Origin of the sequence: Microscilla marina ATCC 23134 (assembly GCF_000169175.1) — a bacterium.
GTDB classification, from domain to species: domain Bacteria; phylum Bacteroidota; class Bacteroidia; order Cytophagales; family Microscillaceae; genus Microscilla; species Microscilla marina.
In genome coordinates this window covers 141952-166296 of the sequence record NZ_AAWS01000005.1, presented here as the reverse complement: position 1 = coordinate 166296, position 24345 = coordinate 141952, and the positions used below count along the sequence as shown (strand labels likewise).

Sequence of the window (24345 nt, the reverse complement as noted above, 5' to 3'; positions counted from 1 at the left end):
AGGCTGTTCAAAATTTTAAAAAAATGCCCCATTTAAGCCATCCTTAATTATTATGGCGAGTTTATTTACTCAATATGGGGCTGTTTTATTCAGAGTCCAACCAATTTTCAAAAAACGTCATTAAACGTCATTCTCCTCGGTCGCGTGACACACCGACTGACACGAATCTACGCTTAAACGCTGTTTTTCGGGGTATCGATCGGTTGGTGAAAACACACAACCGAGGCGGAAAGGGTGTTTTGTGGGTGAATTTACTTTGGTATTTACTACAGAAATTTAGAAAAAATGAGGGGAAGAAATCACCTAATTTTGAACAGCCTACCTGTCACCTGTTGGCCAATTAAAAAGTAGTTTATAAAGGAAATAAACTCAGGAATGATCAGGAAGTGTACTTTGGGAAAGATCGAGACTGTCTTCCATCTCTACAACAACACTAAAGCACCTCAACATACGATATTTATTGCATACAATCTGCGCATATTTTTGAGAGTGAAAGGGACCAATTAGAAATGCGTGTCCACCTGCCACCTGGCTTTTGCGCAAGGTAGGCATTGTTTGTAGTATGGCTTGTTCCTGTTCAGCACTTTGTGGCACAATGGCTATGCTATACAACACAGTAGAAGGATCTTCGTCTTCGTATTGTTTTATAAGCCCCATTAACTCTTCCAGTACCAGCTCTTCTTCTTCTGACACTACCCCATCTATTCTTACCAACATATTCAATACGTCGCCCAATTGAGACACTTGGTCGGTGGGTGGCGAAGTATGCAAGTACTCTACCATAGCGTTGCGCAACTCGGTAAAAGAAATAGGGCTATGTTGCCCGTTCTCTTTGGTAAACTCTTCCCAGTCGAAGTGAATATCCCATAGTTCGGCAAATTGCTGAATAAACTCCTTTTCACTATCGTCGAGCACTTCATCTATCATAGCCACTTTACTCAATATTTCTATTACTTTATAGGCTTGCGATGGTCTAAAAAACGATTTAGCAAGATCACCTGCTTCTTTTCGCTCTAGCTTCAAAGCCCTTTTGACCAGGGTCCAAAAACCAGCTTTTTGCTGACCCACTACCCACAAACCAGCACCAATAAATATCTGAACAACTGCCGCAAAAGCCCAAAAAGAAGCATTGATGGCACCTTGCCAGTGATAAGCAAAAGAAAAATTAAGCACAAATACCGAGCTGGTAAAAAAGCCAATAAACTTACCTGTAATCGAAATACTCTCTGCTACTTTCCGATCATGTCTCCTCTTCCAAAGCTTATTTAGGGTCAAATAAACTTCCATAAAAGTAAAACCAAGCGACACATAGGCAATGAGGCTTATAATGGTTTTAAAAGATTCGAGCATATATATTGGAGATTTTTTAGCGCAAAAACAAAAGTATAGAAAAGGTCTATAAAAACCCAACAACTTTGTATAAACACCCTCTCACTTTTATGTTCTATATCTTCTCACAATATTAATATTTCAAAAAGTATTCTCTGAAATCACACGTTTTGTCTAGTCCCATTTTCTTTTTAATACGCCCACGGGTTACCTGTGTTGACCGGGGAGTAATGTTGAGCAAGTCGGCTATCTCTTTTGTGCTCAAGTTCATCTTAGTATAAGCACAAAACTTCAGCTCATAAGGTGTCAGCTCGGCATATTTTCTTTGCAGCCGGGCAAAAAACTGTGGATGCACTTGTTCAAAATGCATTTTAAAAGAGTCCCAATCCTGGGAAAACCGAACCTCGCTGCTAATTTCTTTGATAATGGGCTTCAGAAAAGGTTTCACCGATATGGGGGCTTGTTCAAGCTTCTGCTGAATTTGAGTAAGTAGCTTATCTTTATGATTGCTTTGTAAGGTAAGGGTTGCCAACTGCCTTTGCTGTTGCTCTTTGGCAAGTTTGACTTCTGCATAAGCAGCTGCTAAACGCAACGCCACATTTACTCTGGCAAGTAGCTCTACCTCATCTATGGGCTTGCGTACATAATCAATAGCACCCGAAGTCAACGCTGTTTTTAAGTCTTTGGGGGAGGTCATGGCTCCGGTGGCTACTATAATGGGAATGTCCTGGGTGTTTTTTTCAGCTTTAAACTTAGTAATAAGCGTAATACCATCAATATCAGGCATTTGCCAATCGGTAATGATCAGGTCGGGTAATAGCTCAATGGCGATTTCATACCCCATTGTGCCATTGTTTGCCACCATTAACTCATAGTTAGTTTTATCTTCAAACAGTTGTAAATAAACATCTAAGTTATACTGTTCATCATCAATGGCTAAAACTCTATATTCTTTCATCCAATTAATAAGCTTTTCAAGTACTCGAATTGTGTTCTATTTGAGTTTAATACAGCTTGTTGAATGGCTTCTTTCCAACGCTCAACAGAGGCACTTTGGGCAGGAATATTATTCAACAAACGTTTGAGTTTGGAGGCCTCATAAAACTTCAGCACAACTATGTCTGCCCGGAAAGTAGCCAACGCCTGTTGATCATCTACCGTAAGCATTATATCGTTCCCTAGGTTGGCAGTTTCCAGCACACCACCAACAGTAGCAGCTGACGCCCTGAAAGACATAGGCAAAGTGAGCCAAAAAGTACTCCCCTCTCCTTCTCGCGACTCTACCCCTATTTCGCCTCCATGAGCTTCTATCGCAAATTTGCAAAAAGTAAGCCCCAACCCTGTTGATTGAATCTGTTCTTGGTTTTTTACTTCTACCTGATAGTATTTATCAAATATCTTCTCAATATGTGACGTAGCTATTCCTGTTCCCTGATCCGTGATTTGCACCTTAAGCCATTCGCTTTTTACTGCTTCTGCCTTTATGCTGATGGTGCTGTTTTGAGGGCTAAACTTAATGGCATTGTGTAATAAATTTACCAAAACCCTTAAAATCAAGCCTTCATCTATCAACACCAAGGCTTTTAAATGATTGTCATAGTCCAAGGCAATGTTTTTTTGCATCCGCAAATAGTCTACCTGAGACACTGCCTGCGCCAACACCTGCACAAACGGATAAGGTACACTTTGTACTTCAATGTTGGCATCTTCAAACTTTTGTACATCTAACAAGTTCATGACCAAATGAGTCATTTGTCGTCCAGCCTCTATTACTTTAGGCTTTTCAGATAAATTCATCACTACCCCCAATGAATTCTTGAGATCATGCACCAGCATGTGGGTCATTGCTTGTTTAAAGTCTGACAAAAGTTTGATTTGCTGATAAGACTCTGACAAGGCAATAGCTGAACGGGTACGAGCCAGTAATTCTACTTTGTCGATAGGTTTACGCACATAATCAATGGCACCCGCCTCCAGTGCTGTACGCAGGTCATCGGGATGAGTCATTACCCCAGTAGCCATAATAATGGGAATGTCTTTGGTAACAGGTGATGCTTTTAGTTTTTTTACCGCCTCAATTCCACTCATTTCTGGCATTTCCCAATCCATAATAATCAGGTCAGGGCGTTTGTCAAGCGCCAGTTGATACCCCATCATGCCGCTGGTGGCTCCCAAGATGGCATAAGGCTCTAGTGAGGCATCAAAATAAGCCGTAATAGTTTTTAAATTATTGTATTGATCATCAATCACAAGAATGCTATACTCTTTCATACATTATGAGGTCTTTTGGGTACCAAATAGTCAAGGATTGAATTGGAGATAAGATTTAGTGAAATAATTCAGGGCGCTACAGTTTGCTTTTTGAATTCCGCTGAGTTATATGAATTTTTATCAACAAAGAAGTGTAACACTATTTCGCAAGTATATCCTTAAATTTAATCTTGACTAAGTAACAAATCAAAACAGGTGATACTTTTAGACAATAATACAGGAAATGTATAAAAATGCTTGGTTTACAACACGAAGATTTTACCCTTGGGGCTATCTCATGACTCAAACATTACCAAAAAATGGGTTTTAAAGTATTACACTTGCCAGATTTTAAAAACCTGGCAAGTGTGGGCTAATGAAATGATTATGAGACCGCCCCAAAACAACACAAAATTTAAGCAGACAATGACACTCTGTTAAACACAATCTGGGTAAGGTTTTTCAATGCCTCACGGTCATATTCAATGCCTTGTGTTTTTCGGTTCATTTTTTCAATTAATAAATTTACCTTAGACGAAAACCACCTTCTGGTGGCGTCTGGTGATACTTTTTTCTGCTCTGCCAAATTAAAAATGGGGGTTATTTTTTCAAAAATTTCCCGATCTTCTATGTCTGTATAAGACTTCCCAAAGTTTTTCAACAACTCTTTGGTCGCTTTACGATTGACCTTTTGGCTGATGTCTTTTATGTCATTGGTAGTCAGAGGAAGCCTGCTGTATAATTTTAGCAACAGTAAAAACTTGTCTTTGTTCTCATTAAATTTATTGAGAAGCAATACCAGTCGGCTTTTCTCTATCTCTAATAAGTCGTTTTCATATTGGCTGTGCATTGCCACAAAACGCGGATTAACATCATCCAGAGAATAACAGTATTTGTCTATTTTGGTAGGTTTTACTATCAAGTCTACACAAAGGTTATACACTACACGCTCAAAATAAAGTACCAGACTACCATATTCAAGTTTATAATTTTTCTGAATCTGGTAACAACGTTTTTCTAAGAGTAGGGCATTTACCTCTTGGGTTAAATCATCGGTATGACCATATTTAATAAAACCGCGTTGTACCCATTTGTTTACAACTTTACGGATGCTTGCCTGAAATGCTGGAGAGCAAATTAATTTGCCTGGATTGTTCTGAAGTAGGGTATATGCAATATGATTTTCCATCTTTGCACTGTATAGTTTAATGAAGTAATATGAAAACAGAAATAGGTCTGATTTGTATATTACAAAGGTAAGGGGGGCAAAGAGGGGATGCGATGATTTACCTGCAACAAAGGTGCTACAGCGTAATTTTTTATAGAATAAAAAGGCTAAATATCTGAGTATTAATACTTACGATCGATGGAATTAATCAATCATTTGTTGTGGAGAACCCAGTGGCAATTGAAAAGTGAAAGTAGTGCCAACTCCAGTCTCTGATGCTACTTTTATATTACTTTGATGTGCTTCTAGTGCTACTTTACAAAAGGTAAGGTCAATACCAGCCAATGCTTTGTCAGAAAACTCTCTGGCATTTAAATCCATCAATGGTTGAAATATTTTCTGAAATTCATCATACAAAATACTGGCACCATCGTCGGCTATGGATAACTCTAACCCACCAATTGAATGGTCGTTTGTCTCTGTGGGGTGTATTGGCTTCCCTGAAATAGCTACTTTACCTCCAGTGAGGGTATGTTGTATAGCCTTGCGAAAAAGTTTTTCTATCACACGACTAATCAAACCTTTGTCAAAAGTACCCCAATATTGCGCAGGTACCTGGTTTACCACAATGACGCCTTTCTTCTCTGCCTGAGCCAGCCAGGGAGCGATGGTTTGTTGCACTACATAATGGAAGTTAAAATCAGCAATTTTTAAGTCAAGGTGGCCATTGAGGTATTGCTGAATGGCAAGCATTTCTTCAGTATACTTTTTCATTTGGTCACCAGCTCCCTGAATAGCTACTAAATCTTTACTGCGCAAAATCACATCTAAAGGCTTCTTTAAATCCTGGGCAATGGTTTCGGCAAGTTGTACCTTAGACTCTTTCATATATGCCAATTGGCGTTTTTGCAACTGTGCTTGCTCGGTAAGCTCTACCAACTCTATTTTTCTACCATCTATTTCTGACAAATGGCGTTGAATAGTATATTTTTTATCTTGCAACTCTTCTTTTTGAGACTGGATGGTGTCTTTGGCATCCAGTAGCTTATCTTTGGCAGTGAGCAAAGCAGCCTCTTTATTCATTAGCTTACTATTTATTTGCTTGCGCTGACGCCCATTGAAATAGAGCCTTGCGGCAGAGTAACCTCCAGCAATGAAACCTACCAATGCTAAAAATACCAATACAATGTTCCACCACTTACGTTTATTGTTAGAGTCTTCGAGTTGTTCATTCACTCGGTGGCGGTTCTTGGCAATGGCAGTTTGAGACTTAAGGTTTCTGTCCATTTTTTCTAAGTCTTCTGCCTGCCCAAGTATTTGCTTGCGTAATAAAGCACTTTGACGTTTTAGACGTTGCAAAGCATTTTCTTTGCGTACCAGTTCCTGTTGTACTGCCTTCAGCTTTGCCTTTAATCCATAGTTACCGTTATAGTCCACTTTGTCTACATCCAGGTTACGCAAAAGGGTATTGAGCAAATCAGCGGTTTCGGTGTTGTTAGATAACCTCAAGCCTTTTTCGGCAAAGTATACAGCCTTCTTCATCTGTTTTGCTTTGGCATACACTTCAGCCATATTCAAGTACATCTTGGGGGTAGTTTTCAGTCCAAGAGCATTGGCAGCTCTACTTCGGGTAGCATAATAGTTGATCAGGGTGTTAGAGGGAAGGTTGATTTTCTTTTGTTCGTGTAACGCAATAATTTTATCTACATTGGCTACTACCCCTGCCTGGTTATTTTTTTGCTTGTATACATTGACTAACTTTAGGTAGGTATTATAAGCATTGCGATACGACCCACTTTTCATAAAAGCATCTGCAGCTGCCATCAATGTTCTTACCTCTCCTGCAGGTTGGCTGGTGAGCTTAGAGCCTGACTGCCCCATTGCCACACTACTCAACAACACTACACACAAACACAGACCTACCTTTAGTTTATTATACATCGTCAATTAACATTTATTTAAAGCATCAGGCCATTGGGTTGCCCCTGTACCTCATTTAAGTATTATTCTTCGTCCACCTTAAAGCTTATAGGCTAACTTTAAACAAGCGCTTACCCCTCTAGCTTTACCCAAAAAGCCTGATTAGGCTTAGTTCCGGCATCATCTGCTGACAACTCAGACTTAATCCTTTTCACAAAATACATATCTACCTCTCCTTTACCTTTGGCGTTTACTTTGCCACGGTGCTCTACATCAAAATAGTCTTTCACCATTTCATACGTATTATGCGAAATGTTCACCTCTCCTACTTTACCACCGCTTTCCATTCGAGCCGCCGTATTTACCGAGTCGCCCCACACATCATAGGCAAATTTCTTTGTACCTATAACGCCCGCTATTACCTCTCCTGTATTAACGCCTAGCCTAACATCCCAAAACTGTTTGCCTTCTGCTTTTCTTTCGGCTCGTTTTGCTGCTACAAACTGTTGAATAGCCAGTCCGGCAAGTACTGCATCTACTGGGTTGGTTGTATTAGACTGTGGTATACCACCAGCTGCCATATACGCATCACCAATAGTTTTGATTTTTTCCAGGTTATATTGCTCCATAATGTCATCAAAACCCGCAAAATACTCGTTTAGGTCTTCTACCAACTCTTTGCTGTCCATCTCTGAGGCTTGCTTGGTAAACCCTTGGAAGTCAGTAAATAACACCGTGCTCATGGCATAATACTTTACAGGTGCTTTGCCGTTGGTTTTTAGATCATTGGCTACTTCTTCTGGCAAAATATTCAACAATAAGGTATTGATTTCCTCCGTACGCTCTTCTATTTTTTGCTCAAGAGTAGCATTATACTCTTGTAGTTTTTCGTTGGCGGTCTGCAGATTTTCGCTGGTCAGTTTTAGTAATACATGGGTTTTAATACGTGATAGTAACTCTACCTTAGAAAAAGGTTTGGTAAGGTAATCGTTTGCTCCAGCGTCAAAACCTTCTACGATGTCTTTAGGCTGGTTTTTAGCAGTGAGCATCAATACTGGCAATTCAACCAGTGGAAACCGCTCCCGAATAGTTCGGCATACTTCATAACCCGACATTTTAGGCATCATCACATCCAGCAAAATAATATCAAATGGCTCTTTGCTTTCCTTAATAATTTTTAGTGCTTTTAAGCCGTCTGATGCTTGAGTGATGTTGTAATTTTGAATTGAAAGATGATTTTCTAAGACCTGTAAATTTACGGGTTCATCATCTACCACCAAAATTTTCACCTGATAATTGCTATTTATATGGGCAATTAATCGTTCATTGCTCTCTATACTTTCCAAATCAGGAGCTGATACGACTGCAGACTTATCAAAAATATTTTGATTCAATAACGAACTAACGGCTGTTTCTTCCTCATTGTTTGCCAATGGTGGCGGATCTATAGATAATGGCGTTTCTTTGCTCTTTCTTGCAATGCTTTGGTTTTGAGATATTGGCAGAGTAAATATAAACTCCGATCCTTTGCCCACTTCCGACTTCAGTTGAATGGTTCCTCCGTGAAGCTCTACCAATTCTTTAGAAATGGCCAGCCCCAAGCCAGTTCCCCCATAATTACGGGAAGTAGAACCATCTTCTTGCTCAAACGACTCAAAAATCCGGTCTTGACTTTCGGGCGATATACCTATCCCTGTATCTTTTACGCTTACGCTTAAAAAGGCATCGGTCGTTTTAGCCGATAAAGTTACCTGGCCACTTTCGGTAAACTTAATACCATTGCCTATCAAGTTATATAATATCTGTTGTAATCGGTTTTCGTCTCCTTCTATAATTGGAATGTCTTTGCCTATAGTATTTACCAGCACCAAGTCTTTGTCTCCTATCAGCTCTCGACTTACTCGTACCACCACATCTACAATGGCATAAAAATCGGTAGGTTTCCTTTGAATACCCAATTCGTGGTTTTCCATTCGTGAAAAATCAAGAATATCATTTACCAAGGTAGACAAACGGATGGCGCTACTGTTGATCAACTCAAGGTTACTCATGGTCTTTTCGTTCAAAGGTCCGGCTGCTCCGTCAATCAACGATTCAGTAAGCCCAATGATTCCGTTCAAAGGAGTGCGTATTTCGTGAGAAGTATTTGCCAAAAATTCTGATTTATATTTATTGGCAAGCTCTAGTTGTTCGGTGCGTCTAGCAAGCTCAAGACGGGCTTTTTCGAGCGTGGCATTTTGATTTTTTAGTTCATCCTGTTGGCTTTGCAATTCTTCCTGGTTTTGTTCCAACCTTACGTTTACCTCGTTTATTTCGTTGGTGTGCTTTTCCAGGGCTTCGTTGCGGTGCTGTAGCTCTTCTGAGGTAGCCCTTAGTTCTTCTTGCGATTGGGCAAGCTCCTGGGCCTTAGTTTCGGCTTCTTGTTTTGCCTCTTCTGCAATCACCAGTAAACGCCTCACCTCCTCGGTTTGTTGGGCAGAATGTAGGTAAGTAGTCAAAATACGATCGGCTTCATCCAAAAAACGCTGCTTAAGCTGGGTAAATTCTTCAAATGAGGCAAGCTCGACAACCCCATGCAATTCATTTTCGAACACCAAAGGGAGGGCGTAAATATACAGAGGGGCTTCGCTAATCACTCCAGTATGCACTACCGACTCTTTGCGGGTCACGTTTTTCAACAAAATAGGTTTTTGCTCAAGGGCTACCTGTCCTACCAGCCCCTCTCCCAATTTGTATTTGTTAGAAATGTCGTTGCGTTCTTTGAACGCATAGGTAGCATACAAGCTCAAATATTCATCTTCTTTGTCATACAAATAGATCACCCCTTGGGCAGCTTCTACATAACGGGAAATAAAACTAATGGATTGACGACAAATTTTTTCAAGAGAAATGTCGCTGGAAATATCTTTACTCAACTGGTTGATTCCATCTTTTACCCAATTTTCCTGCTCGTTTTTCAGTTTGTTTTCACTCAAACTTTTAGTCATTTGCTGCAAAGCAATGCTCAACTCATCCTGTTCGCTGCGTAAATCTATTTGCACCAAAAAATTACCCTTGGCTATTTCATTCGCCTGCATGATCACCTTTTTAAAATTATCAATCATCTGATTGATAGACAAAGCAAGCGTATCTTTATCACTTTTTACTCTAAGCGTTTCAGCAGAGTGCCCTTTGGATAAGTCAGCTGTTACACTACCAATCTCTCTAAAAGTATTGACCATTTGCCTGACCGAACCATAAATACCAGCATTTTGTCCTGCATCAAAGTGAATATCCAAATCTCCCTCTGATGATACTTTCTGGGCAATATTGGCTATAATATGTGGTTCACCACCTATTTGCCTCCTGATGTTGCTCGATACCATCATAGAAATTAAAACTCCCAGAAAAATAGCTGCAATCAAAATAGCCCACACCTCAGTAGTAGATCGCTCGTAAATGGCTTCACTGTCGCTGGCAGCTTTGGTACTTCCTTTTTTATTTTCTAATACAATCTCATCCAGCTTTTCCTTAATGTCTTGAATCGCCTTGGCATTGGCTCCCGACAACACCCGTTTAGTAGCTTCTTCTGTCCTACCCTGGCGCGACAGCTCCAGCACAGGTGCCGAAAGAACAGAAAAATAGTTTTGGCGCATTTTTTTAACACTTCTCAGTAAAGCCCTTTCTTTGTTAGTGACTACGAGTTTTTCATAACGATCCAGGCTTTTACGGAGCTTACGGCGAATGTTTGCCATCTCTTCTTCTATCTGTTTTTTTGCTACTGGGTCGCTCGAATTAATGTGACGAAACTCACTGATAGAATAGTACCCCAGGTTGGTACTAAATTCTGAGATTTCTCTCACGTTGATCAACCATTTCTCGTTGATTTCTTTAGTTTTCTTGTGGAGCTGCTCTAACTGCTGGATAGAGAAGATGGTCATGGCCAGGGTAAGCACCAGCACAACACCAAACCCTATGCGAAGCCTTATGTAGATAGGAAGTTTAGAAAACCATCTGTTCATACCTTTTTCTTTTAGGTTATAAATTCCTGTAATGAGGTTTTATATTTTCACATATGCAGTTGTCAATGAGAGGGTGGGATATAATGCCCCCTTTACTAACAAAGATACGTTTTTTTATCAATGCACAAATTCAATACTAACTTAATTGCTTTTTGACTAAAAAATGACTTTTTGCTTTGTATACCACCCATTTCTTGGGCTTTCTAAAACGCCATAAAAGCCAAATCAAGCCTAACACACACAAGCCAATTCCTCCCCAGTAAAACCCTCGATATGGATTCTTTTGACAAAGTTTTTGAACAGCCACGGGGTAATGTGTATCTAGCCCCTGCAATATTTTATCAAAACTTTGGTGAAACTCACGAATAATCCTGGCATTTTGTCCTTCTTCATATATTACCGACTCTGGGTCAAGACTGTTTAAGGTGCTGTCTGACAAATGTCCACTCGGCATCAATAATCTCAAAGCAGCCAATTCTCCACTGTTGAACGAATAAACCAGTGCTGGAATCCTTTGCTTGGTGAAATACTCTTTTCTGAGCTTTTTTAATTGCGAGATCTCATGTTTAAACCTTGAGCCCAACTTATGCTGGCTATCGCGCAATGTCTGACGCACCGAGCGGTGATATACAGCCATCTCCTCCTCTATTTGTTTTTTTACCAAGCGTGATGAGTCTAGTGCATGCTTAAACTCTAACTGGGTATAATGATTAAAATAGCTCATAAAATTGATAAAGAGGGTATGGTCTTGTACCAGTTGATACTTGGCACCAAAACGAGGGGAAGGCTTAAACAATACAATGCCCTGAACAACTACATTGATAAGAATAAGTAAAGGCAATATTCTTTTGACCAACAACTTGCGCTCAAAAGCATCAAATGCTAATTGAATAAAAATAAAGATTATAATTGAAGCCACTATAAGTACCCAACCAGCGCTTACCATACCCGAGAGCCCATGGACATAGGCTGACGCTTCGGGTTTCAATAACTTTTGCATTTGGTAAGGCAACAAGTCACCTATATCACCAAACAATTCTTCTTGCTTATAAAATACCTGCTGGTGTTGGTTTGAGGTTAAATGACTTAACGCCTGATTGAACTGCCCCGACTCCAACAGCTTTCTTCTGGTAAGGGAACTTTGGCGGTAAGCCTGCAACATTTTACGAAGCGTAGTTGCAGCAGGCTGTTCTAACATAGTATACTTTTGGTACTGAGCGATGTTTGTTTCAATGTGTGCCCAAAGGCTATCTGTTTCTTTAATCAAGTCAGCCCTTTTTTCTTCTTTTGCTGCCAAAGTCAGGTAAAACTCTCTCAACTCATAGTATCCAAACTGTATATAAGCTTTGCCCAACGCCCTAATACTTCTTTCGCTTTTGGTCAATGGCTCCGCTTTGCGGTTTGCCAATAGCATAATACTCAGGCAATACACAAAAACGATGATGAAGGCTCCCATAAGCCCTAACACAAATAAATAAAAACGACGTGGAGTGGTTTGACTCTTTGCCATAAAGTATTAAACTATGATAATAAACTTTAGAAACTATCTGAAAAATAAACAATACTATGATGTTGTACTTGTGCGCCTACAACTTAAAAATTGCTTAAAAAAAACATAATAGTTTCCCATCTGCTCTTTTTTTATATTTTTGGCAATCATTAGCGCTTATCCCTAAGCTGTGCGCTTGGGGGTATATGCTGTTTTCAACAAAAATCTTAACAAACCTTTTATATGAAACCAAGCTTACTCATTATCTTATGCTGTATCATTGCACAATGTAATTGTTTTGCCCAGGAAGAGGGACAAAAAAGCAAAGAAACAAGCCCTTTCACCATTTCTGGGTTTGTTGACAGTTATTATACTTATACCTTTAATAATCCCACTAGCAAAAACCTAGCATACTTTACCCAACCTGCCCGGCATAATGAATTTAACCTTAACTGGGGGATTTTACAAGCGAATTATCAAAAAGGAAAAGTAGAAGCCAACTTCGCTTTACAAGAAGGAACCTTCGTGAGAAACAATTACGCTGGAGAGCCCGGTTTTTTAAGAAACATTTACTTGGCAAACGTGTCTTATAAGCTTACCAATGAACTCAAAGCTACTATAGGCATCAGAGAAGCAGCCATTAACCTTGAAAGTAACTTATCTATCGAAAACCCTGTGTATTCACGGTCTTTTGCTGCCGATATTATGCCTTATTACCAATCGGGGCTTGCCCTCACCTGGACTCCTTCTAAGAAATTTACCCTGGATGTTTCGCTGGTAAACGGACTACAAAAAATACAAGACAATAATTCAGCTAAGTCACTGATGCTCACCGCCAGTTATCAGGTCAACGATCAGCTCTTGATAGGTTATGGCAACTATATAGGAAACGATAACCTAGACAGTCTCTCGGCTCAAATTGCTTTTTTTAATGACTTTTATGTAAAATATGACATTACTGACCGACTACAGGTAGCCGCTACTGTAGAGTATCACGCAAAAGAACAGCTGGGCACCTCGGCTTATGATACAGCTACCGAGTTTTTTGTATGGTTGCGTTACAAACTCTCTGACAAGTGGTCAATAGCCGCGTTTTTTGAAAACTACAACGACCCCAGTGAAGTATTGATGAATACAGGAACACCCAATGGTTTTATGCTCAATACTGGGTCGCTCAACTTGGCTTATCGCCCACAAAAAAACATGGCTATCAGGTTGGAAGGCAAATTTTTCACTGCCCCAGATGAGTTATTCCCTAAAGAAAACATGAGAAGTAACAATGATGCTTTTGTGACATTTTCAATGGCACTTAAATTTTAACCAAAGTAAATCAATGGAAGTAAAAGATATATACCAGGCTATAGATGAAGCAAGGCTGTACCACACGGTGAGTAAACAAACCAAAAACAATAAAACATATATTAAGTTTAGACGCCACGACAGTGTTTTCACCTTTATCTATACCCCTGAACAAACGACTACTGAAGGCAGTAAACCAGCCAAATATGTATTGCTTAAAGACAAAGAAAAAGCCCGCTTGGGTACATTAAGGGCTATGTGGCAAGATTATCTGGAGATTAAAGGAGAAGAGTAAGTGTTTTCAATACTCTTCTTTGGTAGAGCTGACTGCTGCATCAAAACTCTTTATCTTACTTTTTATTTTCCTCTGGCAAAAGTAAAAAGCAATGCCTTGTATAGTTTTTGCAAACATAAGTTATACTAACCATTCACCATCACTTTATATAAAACCAACTGCTGATTACCAGTAATTTAACTGGGTAACTTCTTTTTTTTGAACATTTGTGATAAAAGTGCCAGTACTCAAAAAAAGAGAATGGGCAAAGCAGCCTCTAACTATAAATATCTAAAAATAAGCAACTTACACACTCGTTAGTTACTAACGAAACAGGGCTCTGGACTTATACTAAATCATTGTTTTGACAATTCTTTAAAAAAAACTTACTGCACAATATGTATACCTCTAAATGATGCTTTAGATTTTATCAAAATTGCAATTATGCAAATACATACAAGGAAATATACATACATATACATAGTTGCCCTATTTATGATTGCAGCGTTTACAATTGGGAGCCAATTATTTTTACAAATATACCTGCATAAAGAAGAAGAGAATTCTCACATTATCAATATTTCGGGGCGTCAAAGAATGTTTAGCCAGAAAATTACCAAAGAGGCACTACTGATCCTGAGGGCAAAAAACATCACCGAGTTTAGTCAGCATCAACAAAAACTCAAACTCGCTTTAAACCTTTGGAATCATTCCCATCAAGGTCTTTTAAAAGGGGATGCACTGCTTAACTTACCTAAACCCGACCTCGATCAAGTCAACAAAAAGAAATTCAGACAAATAAAACCCTATAAAGACAGCATAACTCAAGCTTCCCAAAAACTCATCCAAGCTCGTTTTTCAATCAATACCTTAGAGCAAAAAGCCTATGTCGATCAAATACTAAATAATGAAGAAGAGTTTCTAAAGCTCATGAATCATATCACGTTTCAATTTGCTAAACTTAGTAAAGACAACATCACTAAGTTTCGTAACTTAGAGATGATGCTAATGAGTGTTACCTTATTATTACTTGGTATCGAAGGTTTTTTTATTTTCCGACCAACTTTCAAGCAAATCAATGAAAATACAGTCGCACTACAGGAGAATAAAGAAGAAATAGAAGCCCAAAATCAAATGCTCAACCAGGTATTAGTAAAAACTCAAGTACAAAATGACAACCTCATAGCTTCTATCAAATATGCTCAAACCATCCAAAATGCTTGCTTATCCATAGACTCAAGTATTTCTAATTACTTGAATAAAGACTTGTTTATTTTATTTAAACCTCTTCAGGTAGTTTCTGGTGATTTTTACTACCTGGTGGAAACAGAAAGCCATTACATAGCAGCTGCCGTCGATTGTCAAGGGCATGGCATACCAGGGGCTTTTCTTTCTATGATTGGGGTTGCTATTTTAAACGATATAGTAAAGGCAGAAAAGATTACTGAGCCAAACGAAATATTGTATGAAATGCACCAGAAAGTTAGAAAAACACTTCATCAAGAAGATAATGATAATAAAGATGGGATGGATATTTCACTAATTTCTAAACCCAAAGATAAAAGTGAAATACATTTTGCGGGGGCAAAAAACCCGTTGGTATATATAAAGAATAATGAGCTTCATAAGATCAAAGGAGATAGGTTTGCAATAGGTGGAGACAATATCCAAGAAAATCCTTTTACTGCACACACGATTACCTATAGCCAACTTACCATGGTTTATCTCTTTTCAGATGGATATTTAGATCAGTTTGGAGGTCCAGACCGCAGAAAGTTTATGAATGCACGTTTTGAAAAAGCATTGAAAGAAAACTATCAAAAACCTCTTAGTCAACAAAAGTCTATACTGGAATCAACGCTGGAAAACTGGATGCAAGTAGGTAATGAGTCTCAAATAGACGATATTTTAGTAATGGGTATTAAATTTACAGTCTAGGTTTAATACCCTTTTGCTTTCTGCTAAAACCCAAAACCAGATTCATCTTTGTCATCATCTACGTCTGGTGGTGAAGAGGCTGCCTTTTTTTCAGACTCGAATGTCATTCTACGCTGGGCAAACATAATATCATTTTCTCTGAAATACTGCATAATTCTTACCCCAAGTTCTGTTTTAATGTCCCAATAGGGAGAAGTACTTTTGATATAAAATACATACCTTACCATGACCGAAAAGTCGGAAAACTCTTGTAAAGTAGTTTTGTTGTCTTCTTCTAAATGCTCGTGATTGATTGATAGTTGCTGCAAGAACTTGGTCAGGCCTGTTATTTTTTCGGGAACAGTATTGGTAGAAATATTGAGAAAAAACACGCCTTTAACACCTGATGCGGCCGAAATGTTGACAACCTCTTTGTCAGTAAAAACCTTGTTAGGAATTGTCACCAAATAGTCATCTATAAAAGTTCTCAAACGAGTATTACTTAAACCAATCTCTTGTACATACCCATCGTGTCCACTAATCAATATCCGGTCACCAATTTTAAAAGGCTGATTGATTAATACACTTAGCCCTCCAAAAATATTCATAATGGTAGTACGTGCACCTATAGCAAGCGCCACCCCACCAATACCCAAACCAGCCAACACTGTGGCCACGTCATAGCCTGCATTGTTGAGCCCCACAACTACGGCAATTACCCATACAATTACCTTGAAGCCCCTTCGGGCAATGGGCAAAATAGCGTCATCGAGGTTACTCTCCGACTCTTCTACTATAGGTACTATATACTCCTCTATGAGACCGTCAATAGTACGAACAATGAGCCAGGCTATATCTAAAATAATGATCAGGTAGATAATACCTTCAATCTGATTTCTTGTCTTGATTGCAAATTGCAAGTAGCTGATTCCCCACCAAAAACCTCCAATCACAATGGCTGCCACTATAGGCTCTTCAATTTTATCAATGATGATATCGTCGAGCTTGGTTTCTGTTTTATCAGTAAAAATCCTCACTATTTTAGTGAAAAACCAATAGAGTATTCGCCCTACAATGATTGCCCCCAAAATAATAGAAAGTGCTATGAGCCATTGCTTGACTGTACTGCCATAATACTTTTTAGAGAAAAAACCTGAAGATTTTGTTTTTTTTGCCGCCTTTACCTCTTGTTTCTTAGCTGTTGAGCCTTGACGCTTCTCTGTATTACTTTTTGAGATAGAATCTGTGCGTTTTTTGTTATCCTGTGCGGTTACAGTAACCGACAAACAACCAATAATCAGTAATGCCCATATAAACACAGACCACCTTTGCGGGCTTTTGATTACATTTTTTTTTGTCGATAAGTTGCTATTTCTTTTAGCGAAAAAGTCCATTCAATATCGTTCGTAAAAGTTGAAAATAAGGATCATAGTTCGTTATACAAAAACTAGTCTAATTATGAATTAGTCTACGTGTTTTTACATTCTAACATACTAAATAGTTGTGAAAAAGCACCTAAAAAGGCAGGCAAGGTTTCATAAAAACAGGATAGACTCAGTACAAGCACCACCAAACAGGCTTTTGCTTAAAAGCCCTATAGACATGGTTTTTTTTCTCATAAAACCCTAGGTGATTTATAGGTATTTTACCTAAAAACCATAACAAACTAAAATATATCACGTAATAGTGATTGCGATTTGCTTTTAAAAGTGAGTGGAATTATTAGAAATACACCAAACTCGAAATGTTAAAAACAAACCAAATGAAGGTGTACTTCGTAATAAAAATAGTTAGATTACGTTTATATTGCTTTTTGTTGAATTCTTTTGTCAAAACAACATACTAACAAACTTATTATATCTTTTAAATAATTTGGTAACTACAATTTTGATTGTTTTGCAAGGTGTTTGTCACACTCTTGAAATCTAATCATAATATCTTTAAAAAGTAATATTATAATCTAATTACATTCGTAACAAGCAACTGTTCGCATTCAGGTGTTAAATTTTAAAATCTAAACGTGGTTTGCCACTGTTTTATAAACTTTCGCGAGGCAAAACAATAAGGCATAGAAGTCCGCGTTAATCAAATGTACAAGAAAATATGGCGCACAATCAGATAAGTGATAGTACATTAGTATCACTTTACAAAAATGGAGATGAAAAAGCGTTCGAAACGTTGGTTCACAGGCATAAGGCCAAAGTTTACACAACTATTTTATTAATCGTTAAAGATCATTTTATTGCAGAAGATTTACTACAAGATACTTTTATTAAAGCAATAAAAACTATCAAAACGGGTAAATACAATGAGGAAGGGAAATTTTTACCCTGGATCACCCGCATTGCACATAACCTTGCCATTGACTACTTCCGTAAAGAAAAACGTTATCCAAAAGTATTGCTCGAAGAAGGAGCAAACGTATTGAATACCCTTAATTTTTCGGAAGATTCAATAGAGGCTGCCCAAATTAAAAAAGAAACATATAGCAAGCTAAGGGTTTTAATTCAAAAATTACCCGAAAAACAAAGGGAAGTTCTTATAATGCGACATTATGCAGAAATGAGCTTTCAAGAGATTGCTAATGCTACTAATGTTAGTGTGAACACGGCTTTAGGTAGAATGCGTTACGCGCTCATCAACCTTAGAAAGCAGATGAATAAATATAAAATTACGTATGACAAAAATGTATACCCCAAATGACCTCGTGAGGTATATTTACGGAGAAACCTCACAGGTAGAGAATGAAATTATTGAAATTTTATTACAAACTGACACCAAATTCAAGAAATTGTACGACCAAATGACTTCTTCCCAGCACGATCTGGACGATTTAATGGAATCGCCTTCAGATGAAGTGATTCGGAAGATTATAAGTAGCGCGCAATCGCTTGATATGCATTCGGTGTAAGTTTTGTCATTCTTTCTCAAAATTTTATTCTACATTCGATTGCTTTGTGGTTAATGATGAAAATTCGTTAATTGCAAAGCAATTTTTTTATGTTTAAACCTGAGATTTTATGCGAAGAGCGGAACGTTATGAGCAGTTGATCAATTATTTTACTGAGAATCTTCCAGAGCCTGAAACTGAGCTTAGTTACCGAACGCCTTATGAACTGCTGGTAGCAGTAATATTGAGTGCCCAATGCACTGACAAACGTGTAAATATGGTAACTCCTGCCCTTTTTGATAAATTCCCCACCCCTGAACTACTCAAAGAAAGTAATTTTGACGAGTTGTTTCCTTATATAAGAAGTATTTCTTACCCCAACAACAAAACCAAACACTTGCTTGGCATGGCAAAAATGCTGGTAGATGATTTTAACTCTGAGATTCCGAGTACGGTAGCTGAACTACAAAAATTGCCTGGTGTAGGACGTAAAACTGCCAATGTGATTGCCTCGGTGATTTATAATAAACCCACTATGGCGGTAGATACCCATGTATTTAGGGTATCGAAACGGTTGGGGCTGGTAAACCAAAACTTGAAAACACCTCTGGAAGTAGAAAAAACGCTGGTAAAATACATTCCTGAAGAACTTATTCCTAAAGCACACCATTGGCTTATCTTGCATGGGCGCTACGTATGTGTAGCAAGGGCTCCTAAGTGTGGTGAATGTAATTTGACCAATTTGTGTCGTTATTATGATAAAAACGTAGCGAAAGATCTCAAAAATAAGTAATGTGTGGGCTCAATCTGATTGTTGATTTTCGAGGGAATTTAAATATAGACAATGTTCGGCAAATGAATGTGGCTACCCAACACCGGGGACCCGACGGCAGTTATGTTGAACATTTAAATTTGGCCAGTGCACAAGTATTTATGGGGCACAACCACCTCAAAATCATTGACTTGAGTAGTGCCAGCAATCAACCTTTTTTCTCAGAAGATGGGCGTTATGTGCTTATTTTTAATGGCGAAATTTACAATTACCTCCAGCTCAAAGCAGCTTTACCAACTTCTTACCATTGGAAAACTAACACCGATACAGAGGTGTTGCTGTATTGGTTGATAACCCGCGGAGCCAATGGCATAGCAGCACTAGAGGGAATGTTTGCTTTTGCTTTGCTTGATATACAACAACAGCAAATTTTATTGGGGCGTGACTCTTTTTTGATTAAGCCTTTGTATTTTTATCAGGACGAACGATGCCTGGTGGTTTCATCTGAAATACGCGGCGTGGTAGCAAGCGGCGTGGCACCTAACCGATTAAACGAAGGACAAGTCGGGCATTATCTGCGTTTTAAGTATGCCCAACCTCCTCAAACCTTCTGTCAGAATATTTACCACTTACCCCTGTTGGCAAACTTTGATGTAAACACCCAAAAATTACAGGAAATACCGACTAATACAACACCCACTTATAGCACTTCTTCAATTGACACTCAAACACCTGATAGTCAATCAATTGAAGAGTTATTGATTACCTCTATAGCACAGCAATTGCAAGCTGATGTACCAGTAGGCATCTTTTTGAGCGGTGGGGTTGACTCTACTCTGTTGCTAAGCATTGCTCAGGAACTGGGCATTCAAAACCTTCCCTCCTTTTCTCTGGTCAACACGGTTAATAACCAAAACTTTGGTACAAAAGATTTTCACTTTGCCCGGCTTGCTGCCCAACAATACCAAAGCGTACACCACGAATACACCATTGACGCCACCGATTTAAAAGATTTGGCGCATTGGGTGGCTTGCCTGGATCAACCCATAGCAGATGGGGCAGCTTTGCTGACTTACTTATTGGCAAAAAAAGCCCGCAAACAAGTAAAAGTGATACTTTCAGGAGCGGGGGCAGATGAACTTTTTGCAGGGTATAACCGTCATTGGGCTTTTGCCCAATACCTCAAAAAACGCCCCTTGCTCAATGCCCTAAAGCCTTATGCCCAGTGGTTAGGCCAAGGGTTATCAGATGGAAAGGCTTACCCTTGGCGTAATAAAATCAGGCTTACTCAAAAGTTTTTTGAACAAATAGATATACACCCTGCCCAAACTTTTGTCAACTTTACCCAGCTACAAACGATTCCGCTCAGAAAGCACCTCCACTTAACACCACCACAGATACAACATACTACTACCGAGAAGTGGCTACGTTGGTGTTTGTGTTATGATAAAACACATTACCTGGCAAATGATGTGTTAGCAATGACTGATGCTATGTCGATGCAACAAGGGCTAGAGGTGCGAGTACCTTATTTATCACAAGCACTCACAAAAGCCATCCAACACTACCCAGCGCTTGAACTACTGAAAAAAGGCAAAAAAACGTTGCTGAAAGAATGGCTCAACAAACGAGGAGGGCAACTATACACCCAAAGAGCAAAAGAAGGGTTTGGCATGCCTTTTGGCAAATGGCTACAGGAAGGCAAGCTACCTTGGATAACAAACTCGCTCAAAAAACCGCACCCAGTGATATATGAATGGGTAGATTACCCTAAGTTTGAAAAGATGTTGGCAACACACCAGCATAAAAAAAGGGATTATACTTCAGAGATTTGGGCAGTTGTTGTGCTTGACTATTGGCTAAAAGCAAAATTTTAACTACACAAAGCATTGAAAGTCATATACTTACATCAATACTTCAAAACTAAAGAAGAAGGAGGTAGTCATCGTTCTTTGTTTATTGCCAAGGCAATGGTTGAAGCTGGGTTTGAGGTGGAAATGATTACTGCTCATAACAAAAAAACACACGCCTATAAAGTAATTGATGGGATAAAAGTGCACTACTTACCAGTGTATTATGATAACAAACTGGGCACTGTTCAAAGAATTATTTCTTTTATAAAGTTTACCTGGCAATGCTATCGAAAGGCACGTCAAATAAAAAAACAAACGGTAAATGCTCCTTGCATTTGCTATGCTACTTCTACCCCGCTCACCATTGGATGGGTAGCTCTTTGGCTCAAGCGTTGGCACAGTATCCCTTATGTGTTTGAAGTAAGGGATTTGTGGCCGCAAGCACCCATAGAAATGGGGATAATCAACAATGGTTGGCTCCGGCGAAGGCTATTTGCGCTGGAGGCTAAAATTTACCACAAATCGTTACAAATTGTAACCTTATCGCCTGGAATGCAGGCTGCTGTGCAACAAAAAGCCCCTGAAAAGGATATTTTGCTTGCTCCCAATATGGCCGACTGTCATTTCTTTTCTCCTTCCTCTCCTCCTGCTAAGTTCCCTTTTGTTGTTAGTTATATTGGCACCATAGGCAAAGCCAACCATTTAGATTATTTACTCCAAATTGCGTATTTAGCTGAAAAAAGGGGCATGAATCAAATAGAGTTTTGGATAATAGGTGAAGGCAAAGCATTGGAAAATATTCGGCAAAAGGCAGAAAAACTCCCCAACGTAAAACTATACGGGGCGGTTGACAAAGGCACTGCCAGAAGGTTATTGGATCAATCGCAGGCTACCTATACCTCGTTTTTGGCCAAGCCAGTATTGGCCACATGTAGCCCTAATAAGTTTTTTGACTCGCTGGCAGCGGGCAAGCTCACCATTGTAAATACTTCAGGATGGCTTAAAGAAATTGTGGAAGAGAATCAATGTGGTTTTTATGCTGCACCTGACAAGCCAAACGATTTTTTAGATCAGTTAATGCCTTTTGTAATCCAGGTTGACTTGTTGGAGAAGTACCAGCAAAATGCCCGAAAGGTGGCTGAAAGTCAGTTTCCCAGAGAAAAAATCACTCTACAAGTAGTCAACCTGGTAAAAACGCACTTTGACAAGCAAAGGAAACGAAGAGAGGTTTAATCAATTGTATATTTTATAGGCAAAACATACTGCTTACTATAACTTATGGCACCAAACATCGTATTTTTTTAACGTTTTGTCTAAAACATGCGTAAATTGAAGCATACGTAATTTTATATTTTATCAGGTCATACTCACTCTCCGTGGAGTTCCCACTTGATGTCAATACTCTGTTATTTATTAACCAATACAATCTATGATAAAAACTCTACACAACAACCAACCAACTTATACTTTACCTATTTATTCAATATTTACTATGAAACGATCTATTATACTCTCTTTATTGATGGTATGGAGCGCCTGGGCGTTTGCCAAACCACCTGTCAAGAAAGACATTACCACCGTGGCTGGGGTCAATTTTCACCAGGGCAATTGGAATTCACTATTGGCAAAAGCCCGCCGTCAGAAAAAACCATTTTTTGTAGATGTGTACACTACTTGGTGTGGGCCCTGCAAAGCAATGACCCGCAATACCTTTTCAAACAATAGCGTGGGTACTTATGCCAACCGAAATTTTGTGCCTTATAAATTAGACGCTGAACGAGGGGAAGGCCCCCGGCTGGCAAGAAAATACCAGGTAAATGCTTACCCTACTATTTTGTTTTTTGACCACGAGGGCAGATTAAAAGGACGTCAGGTGGGCTATCAGAATGCCAATGCTTTTTTGGGCACTTTACGTAAGTATGGTGGGCGCACCAGTGGTGGCAACAGTTATCAATCGGCTGGTGTTAACTTTTTTAAGGGAAGTTGGAACAATATGAAATCGCAGGCAAGTCGTAGAAACAAGCCATTTTTTGTAGATGTATATACCACTTGGTGTGGTCCCTGTAAATCAATGACTCGCAATACTTTTAGTGCCTCGTCGGTAGGACAATATGCCAGCCGTAACTTTGTGGCTTATAAATTAGATGCTGAAAAAGGAGAAGGACCTTCTATTGCCCGTAAATACAAAGTAAGGGCATACCCTACGGTTTTGTTTTTTGATGCTCGTGGCAACCTGGTGGGCAGATCGGTAGGTTACCAAAACGCCAGTAACTTTATAAGAACTATGAGTAAGTATGTCAATAAAAGAGGCAATGTGGGAGGAGGCAATAGCGGTAACTCGGGGAACAGCTCTTTTGGTTTGGTTACTATTTATGAACACAGCAACTTTAAGGGACGAAATAAGTCATTTAATACAGGAAACTATAACTTTAGCCAACTAGGTATTGGCAACGACAAGTTAAGCTCAATAAAAATACGCAGGGGGTATAAAGTAAGGGTTTTTGAACACGCCAACTTTCGTGGAAGATACAGAGACTTTACAAGTTCATCGGGTTTTGTGGGTACTGCCTGGAACGATAAGGTATCATCTATGAGAATAATGAAATCTGGCACAACAAACAGGGGCACCCGTAGTCGGATAGTACTTTATGAGGATAGCAATTATCGTGGCAACAAGCAAAGTGTAGGTATAGGAAGCTACAATGTAAACCAAATACGTATTGGCAATGATAAATTGAGCTCGATACGCATACCAAGAGGTTACAAAGTACGCATATATGAGCACGCTAACTTCCGGGGCAGATACAGGGATTTCACAAGTTCTTCAGCTTTTGTAGGTACTGCCTGGAACGACAAGGCTTCGTCTCTCAAAGTAATGAGAGTAAGGTAAAGATTGTATCGGATATGACAGATTAGAAGTTACCAAATAAAAGATATACAAGCAAAAGTCACTTTGAACCACTCGCGAAGGTTGAAGGTGGCTTTTTGTTGTTTATAACGGGCTTATTCTTTATAAAAAAGCCCCTTTACTGAGGCTAAATAGAGAAATAAAGCTTGCTTAGTAGCTCTACTTCAAGCTTTTATAGACGCTCGGAATTAAAATCAGATAAATACTGACAATTTCAGAAATAAAATACCCATTCATACAATTAAAAGTGTAACTTTGGATGAAAGTTTAGGGGA

At 39.0% G+C, this 24345-nt stretch carries 17 protein-coding genes; 9 read left to right on the top strand and 8 right to left on the bottom strand.

Going from position 1 to position 24345, the window contains the following annotated elements; translation table 11 throughout:
• Nucleotides 1-369: 369 nt before the first annotated feature.
• The 7 genes from M23134_RS05765 to M23134_RS05735 form a co-directional block, all read right to left on the bottom strand.
• Complete coding sequence (locus M23134_RS05765; RefSeq protein WP_002694530.1) at nt 370-1350, bottom strand: tellurite resistance TerB family protein; 981 nt, start codon at nt 1348-1350, stop codon at nt 370-372.
• Nucleotides 1351-1462: 112 nt separating this feature from the next.
• On the bottom strand, nt 1463-2287 hold the full coding sequence (locus tag M23134_RS05760) for a response regulator (RefSeq protein WP_002694529.1): 825 nt from the start codon (nt 2285-2287) through the stop codon (nt 1463-1465).
• A complete protein-coding gene (locus tag M23134_RS37585) occupies nt 2284-3600 on the bottom strand; it encodes a hybrid sensor histidine kinase/response regulator (RefSeq protein WP_002694528.1) in 1317 nt (438 codons plus the stop codon). Before M23134_RS37585 ends, M23134_RS05760 begins: the two co-directional genes overlap by 4 nt.
• 394 nt (nt 3601-3994) lie before the next feature.
• Nucleotides 3995-4768 (bottom strand): hypothetical protein, encoded by a 774-nt coding sequence (locus M23134_RS05750; RefSeq protein ID WP_002694526.1) that lies wholly within the window; start codon nt 4766-4768, stop codon nt 3995-3997.
• 183 nt (nt 4769-4951) lie between these two features.
• Nucleotides 4952-6688, bottom strand: a complete 1737-nt coding sequence (locus M23134_RS05745) for a sensor histidine kinase (RefSeq protein WP_002694525.1) — start codon at nt 6686-6688, stop codon at nt 4952-4954.
• A gap of 110 nt (nt 6689-6798) precedes the next feature.
• Nucleotides 6799-10668 carry an adenylate/guanylate cyclase domain-containing protein gene (locus tag M23134_RS37580; RefSeq protein WP_053337255.1) on the bottom strand — a complete coding sequence of 1290 codons (3870 nt, stop codon included), beginning with the start codon at nt 10666-10668 and terminating at the stop codon, nt 6799-6801.
• 136 nt (nt 10669-10804) lie between these two features.
• Complete coding sequence (locus tag M23134_RS05735; protein ID WP_002694523.1) at nt 10805-12178, bottom strand: MCP four helix bundle domain-containing protein; 1374 nt, start codon at nt 12176-12178, stop codon at nt 10805-10807.
• Nucleotides 12179-12400: 222 nt separating this feature from the next.
• Here M23134_RS05735 and M23134_RS05730 point away from each other — a divergent pair, with 222 nt between their 5' ends.
• From M23134_RS05730 to M23134_RS05720, 3 genes are all read left to right on the top strand, one after another.
• Entirely contained in the window at nt 12401-13477 is a 1077-nt protein-coding gene (locus M23134_RS05730; protein WP_002694522.1) for an outer membrane beta-barrel protein, read from the top strand.
• Nucleotides 13478-13490: 13 nt separating this feature from the next.
• Nucleotides 13491-13751 (top strand): hypothetical protein, encoded by a 261-nt coding sequence (locus tag M23134_RS05725; protein ID WP_002694521.1) that lies wholly within the window; start codon nt 13491-13493, stop codon nt 13749-13751.
• Nucleotides 13752-14174: 423 nt separating this feature from the next.
• Nucleotides 14175-15668, top strand: a complete 1494-nt coding sequence (locus tag M23134_RS05720; protein WP_045113071.1) for a SpoIIE family protein phosphatase — start codon at nt 14175-14177, stop codon at nt 15666-15668.
• 23 nt (nt 15669-15691) lie between these two features.
• On the opposite strand, the gene M23134_RS05715 is transcribed toward M23134_RS05720, so the two are convergent.
• Complete coding sequence (locus M23134_RS05715) at nt 15692-17041, bottom strand: mechanosensitive ion channel family protein (protein WP_002694519.1); 1350 nt, start codon at nt 17039-17041, stop codon at nt 15692-15694.
• A 709-nt stretch (nt 17042-17750) separates the two neighbouring features.
• On the opposite strand from M23134_RS05715, the gene M23134_RS05710 reads away from it, so the two are divergent.
• From M23134_RS05710 to M23134_RS37575, 6 genes are all read left to right on the top strand, one after another.
• Nucleotides 17751-18350, top strand: coding sequence for an RNA polymerase sigma factor (locus M23134_RS05710; RefSeq protein WP_002694517.1), 600 nt, complete (start codon nt 17751-17753; stop codon nt 18348-18350).
• Nucleotides 18334-18558, top strand: a complete 225-nt coding sequence (locus tag M23134_RS05705) for a hypothetical protein (protein WP_198144983.1) — start codon at nt 18334-18336, stop codon at nt 18556-18558. The genes M23134_RS05710 and M23134_RS05705 overlap by 17 nt, the downstream gene beginning before the upstream one ends.
• A gap of 109 nt (nt 18559-18667) precedes the next feature.
• A complete protein-coding gene (gene nth, locus M23134_RS05700) occupies nt 18668-19330 on the top strand; it encodes an endonuclease III (protein WP_002694516.1) in 663 nt (220 codons plus the stop codon).
• Nucleotides 19330-21186 (top strand): asparagine synthase (glutamine-hydrolyzing), encoded by a 1857-nt coding sequence (gene asnB / locus M23134_RS05695; RefSeq protein WP_002694515.1) that lies wholly within the window; start codon nt 19330-19332, stop codon nt 21184-21186. Before nth ends, asnB begins: the two co-directional genes overlap by 1 nt.
• Nucleotides 21187-21198: 12 nt before the next feature.
• Nucleotides 21199-22395, top strand: a complete 1197-nt coding sequence (locus M23134_RS05690) for a glycosyltransferase family 4 protein (protein ID WP_002694514.1) — start codon at nt 21199-21201, stop codon at nt 22393-22395.
• Between the two features lie 196 nt (nt 22396-22591).
• Nucleotides 22592-24052 carry a thioredoxin fold domain-containing protein gene (locus tag M23134_RS37575; protein ID WP_002694513.1) on the top strand — a complete coding sequence of 487 codons (1461 nt, stop codon included), beginning with the start codon at nt 22592-22594 and terminating at the stop codon, nt 24050-24052.
• Nucleotides 24053-24345: the final 293 nt, after the last annotated feature.

Coding starts and splice junctions, on each gene's coding strand:
- M23134_RS05760 (WP_002694529.1), bottom strand. CDS start 2,287: ATGAAAGAATATAGAGTTTTAGCCATTGATGATGAACAGTATAACTTA.
- M23134_RS05725 (WP_002694521.1), top strand. CDS start 13,491: ATGGAAGTAAAAGATATATACCAGGCTATAGATGAAGCAAGGCTGTAC.
- M23134_RS05720 (WP_045113071.1), top strand. CDS start 14,175: ATGCAAATACATACAAGGAAATATACATACATATACATAGTTGCCCTA.
- M23134_RS05735 (WP_002694523.1), bottom strand. CDS start 12,178: ATGGCAAAGAGTCAAACCACTCCACGTCGTTTTTATTTATTTGTGTTA.
- M23134_RS05715 (WP_002694519.1), bottom strand. CDS start 17,041: ATGGACTTTTTCGCTAAAAGAAATAGCAACTTATCGACAAAAAAAAAT.
- M23134_RS05745 (WP_002694525.1), bottom strand. CDS start 6,688: ATGTATAATAAACTAAAGGTAGGTCTGTGTTTGTGTGTAGTGTTGTTG.
- M23134_RS05710 (WP_002694517.1), top strand. CDS start 17,751: ATGGCGCACAATCAGATAAGTGATAGTACATTAGTATCACTTTACAAA.
- M23134_RS37585 (WP_002694528.1), bottom strand. CDS start 3,600: ATGAAAGAGTATAGCATTCTTGTGATTGATGATCAATACAATAATTTA.
- M23134_RS05765 (WP_002694530.1), bottom strand. CDS start 1,350: ATGCTCGAATCTTTTAAAACCATTATAAGCCTCATTGCCTATGTGTCG.
- M23134_RS05705 (WP_198144983.1), top strand. CDS start 18,334: ATGTATACCCCAAATGACCTCGTGAGGTATATTTACGGAGAAACCTCA.
- M23134_RS05750 (WP_002694526.1), bottom strand. CDS start 4,768: ATGGAAAATCATATTGCATATACCCTACTTCAGAACAATCCAGGCAAA.
- nth (WP_002694516.1), top strand. CDS start 18,668: ATGCGAAGAGCGGAACGTTATGAGCAGTTGATCAATTATTTTACTGAG.
- asnB (WP_002694515.1), top strand. CDS start 19,330: ATGTGTGGGCTCAATCTGATTGTTGATTTTCGAGGGAATTTAAATATA.
- M23134_RS37575 (WP_002694513.1), top strand. CDS start 22,592: ATGATAAAAACTCTACACAACAACCAACCAACTTATACTTTACCTATT.
- M23134_RS05730 (WP_002694522.1), top strand. CDS start 12,401: ATGAAACCAAGCTTACTCATTATCTTATGCTGTATCATTGCACAATGT.
- M23134_RS37580 (WP_053337255.1), bottom strand. CDS start 10,668: ATGAACAGATGGTTTTCTAAACTTCCTATCTACATAAGGCTTCGCATA.